The sequence below is a fragment of the Paenibacillus vulneris genome, assembly GCF_039543185.1.
In the GTDB taxonomy this organism is placed as follows: Bacteria; Bacillota; Bacilli; order Paenibacillales; family NBRC-103111; genus Paenibacillus_S; species Paenibacillus_S vulneris.
The window spans coordinates 15,016-30,645 of record NZ_BAABJG010000014.1; the positions used below are offsets into that span (position 1 = coordinate 15,016).

At 48.2% G+C, this 15,630-nt stretch carries 21 protein-coding genes; 3 read left to right on the plus strand and 18 right to left on the minus strand.

What is annotated here, in order from left to right:
* Positions 1 to 41: 41 nt before the first annotated feature.
* The 15 genes from nusB to ABEA66_RS12365 all read right to left on the minus strand — a co-directional run bounded on the left by nusB (position 42) and on the right by ABEA66_RS12365 (position 10,577).
* A complete protein-coding gene (nusB, locus tag ABEA66_RS12295; protein ID WP_079910793.1) occupies positions 42 to 494 on the minus strand; it encodes a transcription antitermination factor NusB in 453 nt (150 codons plus the stop codon).
* 201 nt (positions 495 to 695) lie between these two features.
* Complete coding sequence (locus ABEA66_RS12300) at positions 696 to 935, minus strand: DUF2273 domain-containing protein (RefSeq protein ID WP_079910794.1); 240 nt, start codon at positions 933 to 935, stop codon at positions 696 to 698.
* A 14-nt stretch (positions 936 to 949) separates the two neighbouring features.
* Positions 950 to 1,510, minus strand: coding sequence for an alkaline shock response membrane anchor protein AmaP (gene amaP, locus ABEA66_RS12305; protein ID WP_345587762.1), 561 nt, complete (start codon positions 1,508 to 1,510; stop codon positions 950 to 952).
* Positions 1,511 to 1,586: 76 nt separating this feature from the next.
* Positions 1,587 to 1,997: an Asp23/Gls24 family envelope stress response protein gene (locus ABEA66_RS12310; RefSeq protein WP_079910796.1), complete on the minus strand. Its 411-nt coding sequence runs from the start codon at positions 1,995 to 1,997 to the stop codon at positions 1,587 to 1,589.
* 198 nt (positions 1,998 to 2,195) lie between these two features.
* Positions 2,196 to 3,554 (minus strand): acetyl-CoA carboxylase biotin carboxylase subunit, encoded by a 1,359-nt coding sequence (gene accC, locus ABEA66_RS12315; RefSeq protein WP_079910797.1) that lies wholly within the window; start codon positions 3,552 to 3,554, stop codon positions 2,196 to 2,198.
* Positions 3,555 to 3,676: 122 nt separating this feature from the next.
* The gene (gene accB, locus ABEA66_RS12320; protein WP_192704969.1) at positions 3,677 to 4,171 is read right to left on the minus strand and encodes an acetyl-CoA carboxylase biotin carboxyl carrier protein; all 495 of its coding nucleotides are present in this window, start codon (positions 4,169 to 4,171) and stop codon (positions 3,677 to 3,679) included.
* Between the two features lie 210 nt (positions 4,172 to 4,381).
* A complete protein-coding gene (locus ABEA66_RS12325) occupies positions 4,382 to 5,167 on the minus strand; it encodes a SpoIIIAH-like family protein (protein ID WP_345587763.1) in 786 nt (261 codons plus the stop codon).
* 42 nt (positions 5,168 to 5,209) lie between these two features.
* A complete protein-coding gene (spoIIIAG, locus tag ABEA66_RS12330) occupies positions 5,210 to 5,845 on the minus strand; it encodes a stage III sporulation protein AG (protein WP_079910800.1) in 636 nt (211 codons plus the stop codon).
* A 33-nt stretch (positions 5,846 to 5,878) separates the two neighbouring features.
* On the minus strand, positions 5,879 to 6,610 hold the full coding sequence (gene spoIIIAF / locus ABEA66_RS12335) for a stage III sporulation protein AF (RefSeq protein WP_345587764.1): 732 nt from the start codon (positions 6,608 to 6,610) through the stop codon (positions 5,879 to 5,881).
* Between the two features lie 22 nt (positions 6,611 to 6,632).
* Positions 6,633 to 7,874, minus strand: a complete 1,242-nt coding sequence (spoIIIAE, locus tag ABEA66_RS12340; protein WP_345587765.1) for a stage III sporulation protein AE — start codon at positions 7,872 to 7,874, stop codon at positions 6,633 to 6,635.
* 26 nt (positions 7,875 to 7,900) lie between these two features.
* Complete coding sequence (gene spoIIIAD / locus ABEA66_RS12345) at positions 7,901 to 8,290, minus strand: stage III sporulation protein AD (protein WP_079910803.1); 390 nt, start codon at positions 8,288 to 8,290, stop codon at positions 7,901 to 7,903.
* Between the two features lie 16 nt (positions 8,291 to 8,306).
* Positions 8,307 to 8,510, minus strand: coding sequence for a stage III sporulation protein AC (spoIIIAC, locus tag ABEA66_RS12350; protein ID WP_079910804.1), 204 nt, complete (start codon positions 8,508 to 8,510; stop codon positions 8,307 to 8,309).
* A gap of 110 nt (positions 8,511 to 8,620) precedes the next feature.
* Positions 8,621 to 9,139 carry a stage III sporulation protein SpoIIIAB gene (gene spoIIIAB, locus ABEA66_RS12355; RefSeq protein ID WP_079910805.1) on the minus strand — a complete coding sequence of 173 codons (519 nt, stop codon included), beginning with the start codon at positions 9,137 to 9,139 and terminating at the stop codon, positions 8,621 to 8,623.
* Position 9,140: 1 nt separating this feature from the next.
* On the minus strand, positions 9,141 to 10,241 hold the full coding sequence (gene spoIIIAA / locus ABEA66_RS12360; RefSeq protein WP_377740000.1) for a stage III sporulation protein AA: 1,101 nt from the start codon (positions 10,239 to 10,241) through the stop codon (positions 9,141 to 9,143).
* Between the two features lie 69 nt (positions 10,242 to 10,310).
* Positions 10,311 to 10,577: a YqhV family protein gene (locus ABEA66_RS12365; protein WP_079910807.1), complete on the minus strand. Its 267-nt coding sequence runs from the start codon at positions 10,575 to 10,577 to the stop codon at positions 10,311 to 10,313.
* A 169-nt stretch (positions 10,578 to 10,746) separates the two neighbouring features.
* Between ABEA66_RS12365 and comA the strand changes: the two genes are divergently transcribed.
* The 3 genes from comA to ABEA66_RS12380 all read left to right on the plus strand — a co-directional run bounded on the left by comA (position 10,747) and on the right by ABEA66_RS12380 (position 12,938).
* Positions 10,747 to 11,583, plus strand: a complete 837-nt coding sequence (gene comA, locus ABEA66_RS12370) for a phosphosulfolactate synthase (RefSeq protein WP_079910808.1) — start codon at positions 10,747 to 10,749, stop codon at positions 11,581 to 11,583.
* A 79-nt stretch (positions 11,584 to 11,662) separates the two neighbouring features.
* A complete protein-coding gene (locus ABEA66_RS12375) occupies positions 11,663 to 12,400 on the plus strand; it encodes a 2-phosphosulfolactate phosphatase (RefSeq protein ID WP_079910809.1) in 738 nt (245 codons plus the stop codon).
* A gap of 73 nt (positions 12,401 to 12,473) precedes the next feature.
* On the plus strand, positions 12,474 to 12,938 hold the full coding sequence (locus ABEA66_RS12380; RefSeq protein WP_079910810.1) for a DUF441 domain-containing protein: 465 nt from the start codon (positions 12,474 to 12,476) through the stop codon (positions 12,936 to 12,938).
* Positions 12,939 to 12,942: 4 nt separating this feature from the next.
* Here the strand turns inward: ABEA66_RS12380 and ABEA66_RS12385 are convergent, their stop codons facing one another.
* The 3 genes from ABEA66_RS12385 to efp all read right to left on the minus strand — a co-directional run bounded on the left by ABEA66_RS12385 (position 12,943) and on the right by efp (position 15,590).
* On the minus strand, positions 12,943 to 14,199 hold the full coding sequence (locus ABEA66_RS12385) for an aspartate kinase (protein WP_079910811.1): 1,257 nt from the start codon (positions 14,197 to 14,199) through the stop codon (positions 12,943 to 12,945).
* Positions 14,200 to 14,336: 137 nt separating this feature from the next.
* A complete protein-coding gene (locus tag ABEA66_RS12390) occupies positions 14,337 to 14,855 on the minus strand; it encodes a VanZ family protein (protein ID WP_218672296.1) in 519 nt (172 codons plus the stop codon).
* A gap of 177 nt (positions 14,856 to 15,032) precedes the next feature.
* A complete protein-coding gene (gene efp, locus ABEA66_RS12395) occupies positions 15,033 to 15,590 on the minus strand; it encodes an elongation factor P (protein ID WP_345587767.1) in 558 nt (185 codons plus the stop codon).
* Positions 15,591 to 15,630: the final 40 nt, after the last annotated feature.

The window sequence follows — 15,630 nt, forward strand, 5'->3', positions numbered from 1 at the left end:
AATTCCCCTCTCAACTGTTTGGTAATGAATTTGATCAACCCTTACAGGCTTTTGGCCTTAATGCTGTCAAGCTCCTTGATCATCTTCCCTAATACCCCATTAACAAATTTGCCCGACTCTTCCGAACCAAAGTGCTTAGCCAATTCAATCGCTTCATTGACGACAACCTTCGGTGGAACGTCTTCGCGGTAAACCATTTCATATGTAGCCAGTCTTAAGATTTCGCGGTCGACCTTGGACAGCCTGTCCATTTTGTATCCCTTCAAATAATCCATCAGAAGCTCATCGATCCGTTCCTTGCGCGAGATCGTCCCTTCTACCAGCTCGGTCACGTCATGAGCAGCGATTTGGTCCTGCTCCTTGGTCAATTGGGCTTCATCTTCCGTTTGTGCCTCTTCCACCACATGAGCGATGGCTTCTCTTGCGCTCACTTCGTTCATTTCCATTTGGTACAGGCTTTGCAGCGCCAGTTCCCTTGCCAATCTTCTTCTCATTAAATAAGTTTCCTCCTAAGAGCTTTCCCGAAGGGAAAGCTATCTTCGTAAGCGTTACTGAGCTTTCCCAAAGAGAAAGCTGTCTTGTGTAAGCATTATCTAGCTTTCCCTTAAAAGGAATGCTTTTTCACTAGTACCGGGCTTCCGATGAAATTGTTTTGCCTAATCAAACAAAAAAATCCTTGGAAAGAACCAGGGATTTCATCTAAACAATCTCCATTTGTCCATTAGCCAGCGCCACATTTGTACAATGGGAACTGCCGGCTCGCCCCGATCGACTCTTTTCCCTATATGATAACAAGTATATACGATAAGGACAAAAATTAACATATCCCATAGTCCGCAAATCAAATAGATGATTCCGAGCAGCACTCCGATGATGGACAACATCGTTTTGCCTCTGTGATTAGCCCATAGTTGTTCCCATAGCTGTATCCACATCCGGGAGCTCACCTCTATTCCACTCTACTCTTAAAAGTGGGGGATGCCTGTTGAATATTCGCTACGAACACCGTTACTTGGGCAACTGGGATACCGGTGATTTCTTCTATATGCTCTTTAATGCCGGATTGCATTTCCTCCGTCAATTGCGGGATGGAGCTTTCCCCGTCCACAATCGCGCGAATAATAATTTCGAGCCCGGCCGGACTTACCTTCACTCGCGCTTTCAGGTCCTTTACACCGCGGGAGCGGCGAGCAGCCTTAAGCGCCAAATTTTCTACCGTTTCCATGGAAATGCGAATGTCGCCGAAGTCCGTTCGCTGGTCAATCGATGGCACATTGGACCGGCCTCTGCGTACCGATACATACAAAAAACGAATACTGATCAAGGCAAGAATAACGGTTACCGCAATAAAAATAAGCGCCGTATCCATAACATAATAGACATCATAAGCGAAGTTTTTGGCGTTATCAAAAGAAATCCATCCGAATGCGCAAAATAACATTACCACGCATCCGATCAAAACAGCCAGACTAAATAGGAATAAAAGCAATCTGTCAATTACTTTGATCACACAACCGGACTCCTTCCGAATTAGAGGAAACCCCCTTACGGCTTGAAGGGGGTTTGCCAAGAGCATATTTACGTGTCTACTTGACTCGGTTAGGCGTAACTTCAACCTCTTCCACTTTGTCTGCGCCTTTGAAGATGACATCATGAATATGTACATTCACTTGTACAACGCTCAAACCTGTCATTGACTCTATCGCGTGTTTAACATTTTGCTGCACACCGGAAGCCACTTCAGGAATTCTGGTGCCGAATTCAATCACTATCGATACATCGATCGCTGCTTCGCGCTGGCCTACATCCACTTTAACGCCCTTGGACATATTTTTGCGGCCCAGAAGCTCGGCGATACCGCCTGCGAATCCACCGCTCATCCCGGCTACGCCAGGCACTTCGATGGTCGCCATTCCGGCAATGATCTCGATAACCTCAGGAGCAATTTGAATCGTGCCCATGTCAGTTTTTTCATAATCGGCAGCAATGGTTGTCATAAAAGGATCCTCCTTGGAAGTTTTGCGACAGCAAAACATACTTAGTAGACGCTGAAAGGCAAAGACCTTGAAGTCTATACCTGCTGCTTGTTAGCGACCGTAAGCAAATCAGCGCTTACTTAATGCATATGCGTCATTTCACAAAACTTGTCTTATCGATTACTATACCATTATCCTAAATATATGACAAATGACAGATTACGAATTAGGATCATTCACATCATGCTCTTCTAGGAACTTGATATCGAAGTCGCCGGCAATAAATTTCTTGTGCTCGAGCAGCTTCATATGGAAAGGAATCGTAGAATGGATCCCCTCGATCGTAAACTCCGACAAAGCGCGTTTCATTCTATGAATGGCTTCGTTACGGTCTTTCCCCCATACGATCAGCTTGGCAATCATCGAATCGTAATGCGGAGGGATCGTGTATCCCGGATAAGCCGCGCTGTCTACACGCACTCCAAAACCGCCCGGAGGCAAATAAAACTGGATTTGACCTGCTGAAGGCATGAAGTTGCGCGTCGAATCTTCCGCGTTGATACGGCATTCGATAGCCCAGCCGTTAATTTGCACATCCTCTTGAGAGAAGGACAGCGGCTCGCCTTGAGCTACATGAATCATTTCTTTAATAATATCGATTCCTGTAATCAGCTCCGTTACCGGATGCTCAACCTGAATGCGCGTATTCATCTCCATAAAGTAGAACTTTCCGTCCGGACCGAGCAAAAACTCTAGCGTACCCGCTCCCGAATAATTAACGGCCTGCGCCGCGCGAACAGCCGCGTCACCCATCTGCTTGCGGATTTCCGGCGTCAAGGTAGAGCAAGGAGCTTCCTCAACCAGCTTTTGGCGTCTGCGTTGGACCGAGCAGTCACGCTCTCCAAGATGGACCACATTGCCATGCTTGTCCGCCAAAATCTGGATTTCCACGTGCTTCATACCCGTCAAGTATTTCTCCAGGTACACGCCGGCATTACCGAAAGCTTTTTGGGCTTCCTGCTGCGCGGTCGTAATTTGCTGGATCAGCATTTCCTCGTTCTCGGCAATACGGATACCCTTGCCTCCGCCGCCTGCAGTCGCTTTAATAATGACAGGATAACCGATCTCGCGTCCGATGCGGATAGCATCCTCCATATCCTCGACAAGTCCGTCTGAACCGGGAATAACAGGAACATTGGCGTCCTTCATCGTTTGCTTCGCGACCGATTTATCCCCCATCCGGCTGATAGCATCAGCTGACGGCCCAATAAATGTAATATTGCAGCTTTCACAAATTTCCGCGAAATCCGCATTTTCGGCTAAAAATCCATAGCCGGGATGGATCGCATCCGTCTCGGTCAAAGTGGCTACACTTAAAATATTGGTCAAATTAAGATAGCTGTCTTTGGACAAAGTAGGTCCGATGCAGTAGGCTTCGTCGGCAAGACGAACATGCAGCGCCTCGCGATCCGCTTCAGAGTAAACCGCAACAGTCGAAATGCCCATTTCTTGGCATGCTCTTATGATGCGTACTGCGATTTCTCCTCGGTTGGCGATAAGTATTTTTTGAAACTTCACTGATTTTCTCCTCCTGAGAGCTTTGCGTAGGCAAAGCTTTCTTCGAAAGCTATAACTCTGAGTTTTGCTCGCAGCAAAACTAGGCATACGCTAGGCTTTGGTTTCGAACAATGGGCCCAGCCTTACTGCGGGCGAACCAGGAACAAAGGCTGTCCGTACTCAACCAATTGTCCGTTCTCAACTAGAACGTCTACGATTTCACCTTTGATTTCCGCTTCGATTTCGTTCATAAGCTTCATAGCTTCGATGATGCATACAACTGTTTTTTCCTTAACCGCACTGCCTTTGGTCACAAAGGACGCTGCACCCGGAGACGGTGCTTCATAGAATGTACCGACCATCGGAGATACGATAGTATGTAGGCCAGCTTCCTGCTTGGACACTGCCGGAGCACTCTCAGCGGCAGGGGCTTGTACAGCCTGCGGCTGCTGGATAGACTGCTGTCCGATCACAGGGGTGAAGGCTTGTTGAACAGGTGCTGCTGTAACAACTACAGATTCCGTTTTATTTGGTTTACGAAGTGTAAGGCGGGAGCCTTCATTCTCAATTTCCAATTCATGTAAGGAACTTTGGTCAATAAGCTGTATCAATTCTTTAATTTCGTTTAATTTAAACACAAGATTCACTCCTTCAACGATGGTGAAACAACGACGTTGTTATTATATCACAATCTTACTTGAAGAAAAGAGTTTATTCTTACATCCTTTATATGCGGAAGCACGGCCAGCATGACGCATGATTCACAGCAAGCCGCAAAGAACAGGACGGTTCCAAAGATCCGGAGGATCCTCGGAAACCGTCCTGCTCCTTCTATGCACTAATTGACCTTAGGGTACATATTGAACGACCACCTTGTCCGGGCTAACGTTCATTTCCTGCATTACTTTCTCAACAATGCTGACCGCCTGGCTTTTTTCAAGCTTGGCGCTTTGCACCGTCACTCTCCATTTCGAGGATTCTTGCGTGATTACGGCTTGCGGAAAGTCCTTCATCAAGCTTTCTTCAAGGTTGGTTATCTTGGTTTCATTGTCCTGAAGCTTTTGCAGTTCGGCTGCCGCATTGGCTGCGGCTTCTTGCGTTTGCTTGGAATCGGAGAGAATCGTAACCCATTTCTCGGACTGCTTGGCAATTTCCTCATCGCGCTTCAAGCCCAGATTGATGAAGTAGTCGGTACCGGATTTCGCCTGGGTTTGGACTTGCTGCAGCACCTTGGCGTCAGCCGGGCTTACTTGTTCATTGGCTTTAGAAGTGGATTGGCTGTTGTGAGCTGCATCGGTTTTAGCTTTTGTGTCTGTCTTAGTTGAGGACGTAGGATCCGTTTTCGTGCTGCTTGCTTTTGGATCCTGCGTTGTTTGGGTTGATCCGGATTGTTTGGCTTCCGGAGCGGCTGCGCCCGTTTTGTCGTCCGTTTTAACATCTACTTTCGGATCGGCCGGTGTTTGCTTGCCATTCAAGTCATTGGTATTGACGACAATTTCTTTGGCTGTGGGTGCAGTGCTCGTAGAGTTCATTTCCAGCTTGTTTACATCCTCGGTAAACAAGTAGTATGCGGAGAGCACGACCATCAAGCTGAGCATCGAAACCAACCAAATTGTTTGCCTTTTCGTATTCATCTTTTTATTCCTCCTTGGAATGTGGGGTATATATTTTAATCTTTATTGCTTACGGGGTAAGATTGAAATCTTATTGGCCGGGACGTCCAAGCCTCTTTCGACTGCCTCGGTAATCATTTTTTTCACCGTTAAATTCTCGGCGCCTTTAGCTACAACCAAGACCCCCCTTATTTTGGGCTTGATGTATTTTTGAACAAGCGGCTGCTTGCCGTTGGATACTTCATATAGAACGACCTCACCGCTTCGTGTGACATCCGTAATGTGGCGGGTGGCGCCGTGCTGGTCTTTTTCATTTGTTACCTGCTGGGTTTCCTTGGTATTTCTTTCTACCGTAACCTCTTCCGTGGAATCGATCGTAACAAGCACTTCCACCTCTCCTACCCCTACAATTTTTGTCAAAATTTCCTTAAGCTGATTCTCATAAGCAGCTTCATAGTCCCGGAATGCGGAACGCTCTTTGCTAGCAGAGGAGGTAAAGGCAGGCTGAGCGGGAGGATCCGGGGAAGCCCTCCCTTCATTGATGGGGTCAACATCCTTCACCGTGATGAAAGAATTGAGAATCATAAACGCTGCTCCCACAAGCCCAAGCAGAATCAGCCATCGAAACGTCTTTATCCGCTTCGTGCCGTTCGGCCCTCCGCCTAACCAAGTCTCCATCCATTTCATAAAGCCACCCATCGCTCACACCTCCTCAGCATCCATTTACTCGGCTTACGATTTCCATTTATCTTGAGCTACGTCAACATATATTTGACTAAGCGGCACCTGCCATTCTTTATTGATCGACATCCGAATCTGCGTGCTTTCTTGTTCATAGCCGTTTGCAGATGCCGGCAGATCCTTGGAATTCTTCCCTTCCGATTTGCTATCGGGTACAATCTGAACAACTACCGGCTGCACAGGCTCAATGGTGACGTTTTTGATAGAATCGGTTCCTTGAGGCTTCGCAGGCTCTGTCGGCGCCCTTGGAGCGGCACTGACATCGACTCTGACAATCTGCAGCTGTCCACTGCTGTCCTTGGCCGTCTGTACCTTCACGCTATGAACGTCAACGGCAGCGCTTTGTTCAATGCCGCGTTTCATCAAATCTTCTATTTGCTGTTGTGCGATTCGTTGGGACTGCTGCTCTTGCCGGGCTTTGAGCTGCTCCGCTTGCTGCTGGATGCTTCCAAGAGACATCATCTGGCTGGAATTTTCCTGAGACCCCATGGAAGCGAATAGTCCGCCGCCTTTGGTGTCAAATGCATCCGCCAGCAGCTGATCAAGAGGAACATTTTTTTGGAAAATGGAGAGCAAGGGCTGCAGTAAGATCAGTAAAATGAATAAACTGATGACGGTCTTGACGTATCGTTGCATCGATTGACTCGGCAGCAGAATATCGACGAAAGTTGCGAGCAGGATTACCAGCACGATGGATTTAAGCCAGCCGCCTAACCATTCCATGTCCAAGCTCCTTTCCTAATGCCTAGCGCATCATGACGGACAAATTGCCGGCCGTTATTAAGATCGTAATGGCAAGGAAGAACATCAGCCCCACAACAGCCAAAGCGGCGAATACATAGATCAAGCTTTTGCCTATCGTTTCAAGACAAGTTATTAGCGGGTTGTCCCCGAGCGGCTGAAGCACCGCTGCAGACACGTTGTATATCAAGGCAAGCGCCATTATTTTCAATGCCGGAAAAGCGCAAAGGATCAAAAGGATGACGACACCGGCCAGTCCTACTGCATTCTTCACCAGAAGCGAAGCTCCGATGATGGTTTCCGAAGCATCGGAAAACATTCTCCCAACCACAGGAACGAAGTTCCCCGCAATATATTTGGCCGTTCGGATCGTAACCCCGTCCGCTACCGCGCTGCCCGCCCCTCTGATGGAGATGACGCCGAGAAACACCGTCACGAACACGCCCAGGCAGCCTACGCTCACGTTCCTCAGCAAATTGGCTAGCTGATTGACTTTGTATTTATCTGTCAGCGAGCTTACTATATGAAGCACGGCCGAGAAGAACAGCAGAGGGAAAACAACCAAATAGATTGCGGTTCCTACGGCATGAATCATGAAGATGATGAGCGGATGAAGCACGGAGACCGATACGACGTTCCCCATTGAAGCCAGCAAGGTCAGCAGGAGCGGAACGACCGCAATCATAAAGTGAATCATGTCCGTTATTGCCGTTTTGGCATAACCTATGGCTACGCTGAAGCTGTTGATAGCCATGATCATCAGTACGACAAATGTAATTGCGTAGGCTACTTTGCTGACGGTATTTTTCTCAAACGCGCTTTGCAGTGTCTCGAGCAGCATGCTGAACATCGACAGTACGACAATGGATGCAAGCAGCTTGCCGTTGTACAAAAGCTCATGAAACAGGTAGCGGACTATTCCCGTGAATATGGAGCTTAACCCTAGACCCTTGGAGCCTGTAAGCAGCTCCATAAACGTTGGGGTCTTACTGTCGGGAAAATACCCGCCGTACGTTTTCATCAGCTGATTCCAATATTGCTCCACCTGATCGGTATTCAGCCTTTCTGCCTGCTCTTTAATGATCTGCTCTACGGGCGTAGCCTGCACGATGCCTGCATTGTCCGTGAGACCATAAGCCAACGGATCCCCAGCCAGCGAAAGGCCGATGAGACACAGCAGAAGCAGCAGAGGCTTGGCCGCCCTTCTCCGGAACCATTTCTCCATGTACGACATTGTGAGCAGCATTTGCTTCATCTCCCGGGACCATATACTTAGGCGGGCAGCAGCTTGACCACCGTTTCAATAATGACGGACACAATCGGTATGGCCATAACCATAATCAGGATTTTGCCGGATAATTCAATCTTCGAAGCGATGGATTCCTGACCTGCATCCCTGACGATTTGGGCGCCGAATTCGGCGATATACGCGATGCCGATAATTTTCAGGATCGTTTTCAGGAAAATCATATTGACATTCGCATTCACGGCAAGATCCTCCAGAATTTGAATGACGGATGCGATCTTGCCTATAAGAAACAAGAAGATGACGATGCCCGTAAACGCGGCCAGAAGGAAGGCGAATATAGGCTTCTGTTCCTTGATGATCAGTACCAGTATGGTAGCGATTAAGCCCAGACCTACGATTTGTACGATCTCCACTGTGTCTCACCCGCATCTACTGGAATAAAAAAATGGTTTTGATTTCCTTGAACAAGTTATCAAGCAGGCTGACAACCATAAACAGCACGACAACGAATCCTATCAAGGTAACCCAGTGCGCCATATCCTCTTTGCCCATCTGCTTAAGCACGGTATGAATCATCGCGATAATGATTCCGATTCCGGCGATCTGAAATATCGCGTTCACATCTACGTTCATTCGTGGCACCTCACTCCTAGCCTCTAACTACATCTTTAACCTTATTGCCCGAGTAACGGTTGCAGTCTCTCTGACAACCGACTCTGCTTCGCTTGAGTAACGGTTGCAGACTAATACATCAGAATGACGACCAAAGCTCCCATAAGAAGGCCCAAGCTCCTCCACATGCCTTCATATCTCTTGCGCTCCTCTTCTGCGCCATCCAGCTCGCCCTGCAGCTGTTGGATCGCTAATCGCAGATGCTTCACCTGATCTGCACTATCCGATAAGCCCAAGGTGAAGCCCAACTGGCGAACGATGTCCTGCTCACCCGCCTTCATGGAAGTATGCTTCCAATGCTCTTGAAGCGACTGCTGCCATATTTGCTGAGCGGGGCGGCCGCCTGCCTGGCCCAGCTCCTCCGCTGTATGACGGAAGATAGCAGTGACCGGCTGGGGGCAGGAACTGGCTACCTTCATCAGAGCTTCCCGCAATGGAGTGAAGCCATATACGATTTCGGTTTCCAGTCTTTGAAGAGCCCTGATAACATCGCCAATTTGCTTGGGCCGCCGGGAATATTGCTGCGCCTGATAAAATCCGAATAAGGTGGCCGACAGCAAAATCATCATCGCTCCGAGAAGCTTCAGCAAGTTACTCCCTCCTCCCCTTCGACGAGCGGCCGCTCACCTGGAAAGCGGCATTCCCTGTCCAATCAATAAGACGATCCTGTCCCGGCCTTTTATCCATCTGGCCCGGTACCGAATAGGGCATCAAGGTTCCCGCTGTCTTTGCCAGCTCCAACCGTTTTCCTTTGGCATCGTAAATCCCTTCCACCGTCCCTGCCCCGGATCGTTTATTCAAAATGACAATCCGTTCGAACACTTCTTCGCTCAGCAGCTCTTGCAGAACCGGTCTCTTGCTGACATCGCCATGATTCAGACCGTGTGCGGTTGCAATGACACGAATCCCGGCATGAATGGCTTCATGAATAGCCGCTGCATCCTCTTGTCGGCCGATCTCATCTACAATAAGCACTTCCGGTGACATGGACCGGATCATCATCATCATTCCTTCCGCCTTAGGACAACCGTCCAGCACATCGGTTCGCGGCCCGAGATCAAACCGTGGGATTCCTCTATCGCAAGCAGCGATCTCGGAGCGCTCATCGACAATGCCTACCTTCCAGCCTCTCGACAACCGGTGGATCGAATCCTCGGCTGAACCCGAGCTGATCAGTCTTGCCAGATCTCGAATTAACGTCGTCTTGCCCTGCTGCGGCGGAGAGACGATGAGCGTATGGTGTACCCCCGAGGTCGAGCTATCCACCAAGTAAGGCAGCACACTGCTGCCAACCCCTTTTAACTCCCTTGCGATCCGGATATTAAAGCTTGTAATTTCCTTCAGAAGCTTTACCTTTCCTTGCTCCAGTACCGTTCTGCCTGCTATTCCAATGCGGTGTCCGCCTTGCACTGTGATATAGCCGCGCCTTAGCTCTTCATCGAAGGTATAAAGCGAATGCTGTGTCAGCATCTCCAGCAAAGTCGAGCAATCGTCCCTGGTCGGCCTGTAAGCAAGCTCCGGGTCCTCACAAAGTCCGGAATCCGCGATGAAGCCGTACTTTTGTCCCCAAACCACTTCCAGCGGCCTATCTTCCCGTACCCGAATCTCTTGTATCTCCTCCATGATCCGGTTTGGTAGAGTTGCTAGTCTTTGGCGCAAAGGGACAGAAAAAAGCCGGAGAAGCGAATGCATTTCTTTCATCCCCCCAAGCTGTCCATCTTTCATAATCATGTGTATGCTTGGCCGAAGTAATTATGCTATTTACTTTTTCAAAATACCTATAAAAATGCAGCTAACTCCTGCTATAACCCAGATCATTTTGCTGAATGATAGCTTTTCCGCAAGTCCTACCAATCCGAGTGTCGTTGTAGTCAATAGAACGAGCGGCCCTACCATAGCTAACCCGGTATTCACCATCAGCGCTTTGTCAATCTGATTTAACCTGAGCATGATTAGTGCGGCCATAATTTCGATAGTTCCTGAAAACAGTCGCAGCGATGCCATACTGAGCACGATTTTGTTGATCACTGCTCTTTTCCCTCCCTCTATTTATCAATAGCAAGCTGTCATCATCAGCTTCTCTATTAATCTATGCAGGCTCGTCTCATTTTAGGCATCATGGGCACACCCCTAATTGCAATTGCATATGATGACACATAAATCAATACAAAAAATGTAAACAGCGAGGCGATAGGACATGGAGGTTACGTCACAGGTCAAGTGGCATCCCCTTTTAAACGATCCGACGAGAAAACGTACGATGAAGCCAAGAGAACTTGGCAAGACGATGGTTATCGATAAAGGGTTAGGCATTCATGCTCTTGAAGATTTATTGCAAACAGCTGGAGATCATATGGATATGTTAAAAATCGGCTTCGGCACGTCGCCGCTCTATTCCACGTCACTGCTGAAACGAAAAATTGAAATGGTCAAAGAGCATGATATTATTATCTATCCCGGCGGTACGTTTCTTGAGGTCGCAATAAGCCAGGGCGCTGTTGATGAGTTTTTCGATATGGCCGCCTTTCTCGGATTCAACGGACTCGAAATCTCTGATGGCACGATTGAATTGGATAGGTCTGTTCGAAGCGAATTAATTCGCCGCGCCAAAGAACTGGGCTATACGGTCATTACGGAATACGGAAAAAAATGCTGGGGCTCTTCCATCGAGATCGAGGACTTGATTGAAACGGTAGTTATCGATTCAGAATTAGGGGCGAGCCTTATTACCATTGAAGGACGGGAGTCCGGCAAAGGCGTCGGCATCTATGACGAGCAGGGAGGCTGCAAGGATGAAGCTATCGAGCTGGTGCTTCGTCAGGTGCCAAGCAAGCATTTGCTCCTATGGGAAGCTCCGCATAAAGATCAACAGGTCCATTTATTGAACACATTGGGGACGGATATTCATTTGGGCAACATTGCGCCTGCCGACCTGATCTCGCTGGAGGCTCTTCGCCGGGGGCTGAGATCCGATACGCTTCATTTGGGTCAGGAAACAGCCCCATCTGATTTTAACGGGAATTGGGAAATATAGCGGACTGAGGCGCAAAAACGAAGCATATGCTTTCGTAGCCAGTTTTTGCTGGCGCAAAAACTCTTAGGAGGCACCAAGCGTGGAAATTACGGTACTACCCAGCGTCAATGAGGCGCGCGCAGATGAGCTTATCAACAAAACGGTCATCGTCATTGATGTCCTACGTGCTACCAGTACGATTCTCACTGCACTAGCCCATGGATGCAAAGCGATCTATCCGGTTGAAACCGTATTACAAGCCAAACAGCTATATCAGCCGGGGTTTATACTGGGAGGAGAGAGAGCCTGCAAAAAAATACCGGGCTTTGATCTCGGCAATTCGCCATTAGAGTACACAGAGGACGTTATTGCAGGCAAAACCCTCATTATGACAACGACGAACGGGACGAGAGCCATTCAAAAGGCGAATAAGGCATGCACCATCATCGCCGCATCCTTACTAAACGGAAAGGCTTGTGCCGAAGAGGCGTTAAGCCTCAAAAAAGACATCGTCATACTTTGTTCGGGAACTCAGGATGTATTTGCCTTAGAGGACGGCTTATGTGCCGGCCAGCTCATAGATGAAATGCTCAAATTAGCAGGCAATGGCAGTGCGGGTTTTATCATGAATGATTTTGGACTCAGCATGCTGCACGCGTTTCGCCATGTGCAGTCCGGCATATTGGAGGCTTTGTTGCAATGTGCCAACGGCAAAAGGTTAAGCAAGCTGGGCTTCATTGAAGACATCCATTACTGTGCACAAAGGGATGCGCTCTCTCTGGTTCCGGTCGTACGTGAAGGGAAGCTGGTTGCATCTTCGGTCTCCCACCATATTTAATAGAGTCTCTTGTTCTAAAAACTCGTCCATCTCATACACTTAGAAGGAAGTCTATGAGACAAGGGGTCCTACGATGAACGGAGACATACTGCTGTTAGTTCTCATCATTATCGGTCTATTGGGGCGGTCGCCAATTATTACAACAGCTGCCTGTGTGCTGCTCATTGTAAAATTGATCCACTTAGAGCGCTTCCTGCCGACCATTGAGCGTCGGGGACTGGAGCTTGGCCTGCTTTTCCTGACGATGGGTGTACTTGTGCCGTTTGCAAGCCAGCGAATCACTTTTAAAGATGTCACCAGCATGTTTACCACCTGGCCGGGGATCCTGGCGCTTCTTGGTGGAGCCATAGCGACTTATATGAACGGGAAAGGGCTGGAGCTGTTAAAAATAGACCCACAACTTGTTGTGGGCCTTGTTATCGGTTCAATCTTCGGTATTCTGTTCTTAAAAGGAATTCCTGTCGGTCCGTTGATGGCCGCAGGAATTACCGCTTTCTTATTAAAGCTGTTTACCTTTATGTTTGACAAGCTGAAGTAATGAATTATCTGCGGTCTTGAGGTCCGCCTACAAATGCTGTTTGATCCGTATCCAAGCCGTATGCCGTGTGCAGCGCTTGGATTACTTCGTTTAGGCGGCTGTTTTCGATGACGCAGGATGTTTTGATTTCCGATGTGCTGACCATATTGATGCTAAGACCAAGATCGGAAATGACCTCGAACATTTTGGCAGCGACTCCCGGAGTACTAACCATTCCAGCCCCTACGATGGATACTTTAACGAGGTTCTCCTGGGAGGATACTTCGCGGAAGCCCACCTCGGAACGGATGCTTTGAATAACTTCCAAGGCTCTATCCTTATCGGTTAGAGAGACGGTGAAGGAAAAGTCCGCTTGCCCGTTCATGACACCGCTTTGCACGATAATATCTACATCGATTTGCTCTTTAGCCAAAGCGGTAAACACTTTTGCCAATTGCCCCGGTTTTTCTTCAATACCAAGGATACTGATTCTAGCCACATTTTTATCGCTTGCAATCCCGCGAACAACGATTCCTTGCTCCATCGCTGCTTCCTCCTTCACATTCGTACCTGCATTATGATTAAAGCTGGATCTTACCACCAGCGGCACATTATAGTTCTTTGCATACTCAACTGCTCTCGGATGCAATACGGCTGCACCCAGATTCGCCAGCTCCAGCATCTCGTCATACGTGATTTCAGGAAGCTTGCGCGCGCATTTAACAACACGTGGGTCTGTGGAATATACGCCGTCTACGTCCGTGAATATTTCGCAGACGTCCGCTTGAATAGCGGCTGCCAAAGCAACGGCCGTCGTATCGGAACCGCCGCGTCCCAGCGTCGTGATCTCTCCGTCCGCCGTCATGCCCTGGAATCCGGCTACGATAACAACATTCCCTTGATTCACAGCGTTCAAAATTCTTTCAGGCTGAATATCCGTAATTCTTGCTTTACCGTGTACCTCATCCGTGTACATACCCGCTTGCCATCCGGTAAAGGATAGAGCCGGCTGGCCCAAGCTTTGGATTGCCATGGACAGTAATGCTACCGATACTTGCTCGCCCGTAGTCAACAGCATATCCATTTCACGTGCAGGAGGCGTTACCGAACAAATTTGCTTCGACAAGTCTATCAAATCGTCTGTTGTATCACCCATGGCAGAAACGACAACAACGCATTGGTTGCCTTCCCGCTGTCTCTCTACTACACGGTTGGCCACACGTTTCATCCGTTCCGCATCACCAACGGAACTGCCGCCGAATTTCATTACAATAAGAGACAAAGCTGTTCACTCCCTACCGAAACTTTTGCATAACAATGTATCATTATACCATAAGAACGCCCAAGGTTGAAGTAGAATTATGTCGAATTCTCCCGCATAATATGCCATTTTTCCTTCTCAAGGGCTTATTTGGTCCGTTACCATGATTTCTGAAGCTTGCGTCTGCGACTGCGGCTTATTGTCGCTGTATAGATTGCATAACCCCACAGCCCTCCGAGCACATTCAAAATAATATCATCCACATCAAAGCTGCCTACTTTAAATAGGAACTGGATGGATTCAACTATCAGCAAGGACCAGAACATTAGCTTCGCAATAGAAAACCAGCTGTTATAAGAACGAAATAACATCGGGATCAGGAACCCAAACGGCACGAAGGCCCCCACATTTCCAAAAATATTAATGATCCAGAGATCTAACGGGTAATATTGGAAGTCCGTGATATAGCTTCCTATCGTTTTGAAAGGGACCAGATTATAGAGCCTCTCCGTTCGCGCGGATCGCGAGAATCCGAAGAACAGCAAGTAGATCATCAACAAGGAATACGAGAAAAAAAGAAGCCATGCCGCCCAGACATGCAGCTTCCATTGCCGGACCTGACTCAATGGGATCAGCACCTTCGCTTCGGAATAGCCTGTGAGATGCAATGAACTCACTTATTTTCCCAATAATAGCATTCCGCCTTTATCTTGTAAACGATGCTTTGGATTCTATGAGCAGCAGAATAACCTCCAAGCCGGGACTTGGCTTCGCAGCTGAATCATTTATCTGGCCGGGAATCCTAAAGTAAGTAAAAAACCTGCCGGATGGCAGGTTTCTATAGTCGGGTGAGACTAAGCGCGGGAGATGTATTTTCCTTCACGGCTATCGATCAGCAATACATCGCCTTCGTTAATGAACAAAGGTACTTGTACATTCAGGCCGGTCTCAAGCTTAGCGTTTTTGGTAGCGCCGGTAGCCGTGTTGCCTTTGATGCCTGGCTCCGTTTCAACCACTTTCAGCTCAATGCTGTTCGGCAGGTTGATTCCCAAGATTTCGCCTTGATAGCTCATGATATGGATCATCATGTTTTCTTTCAGGAAGTTCAATTCCCACTCCAATTGCTTAGCAGGCAAGCTGAATTGGTCGTAAGTTTCCGTATCCATAAATGTATGGTCTTGACCGCTTGTATACAGGTATTGCATTTCACGGTTCTCGATATGTGCACGGCCTACGTTTTCACCCGCACGGAATGTACGTTCCACGGTGTTGCCGTTACGCAGGTTTTTCAATTTGGAGCGAACGAAAGCTGCGCCTTTACCCGGTTTTACGTGTTGAAAATCAATTACAGTGAACAAATCACCGTCAACTTCAATTGTTAAGCCTGTCTTAAAATCGTTTACTGATACCACTGAAAAATACCTCCCTAAAAATGTGAGCAGAATTCCTGCC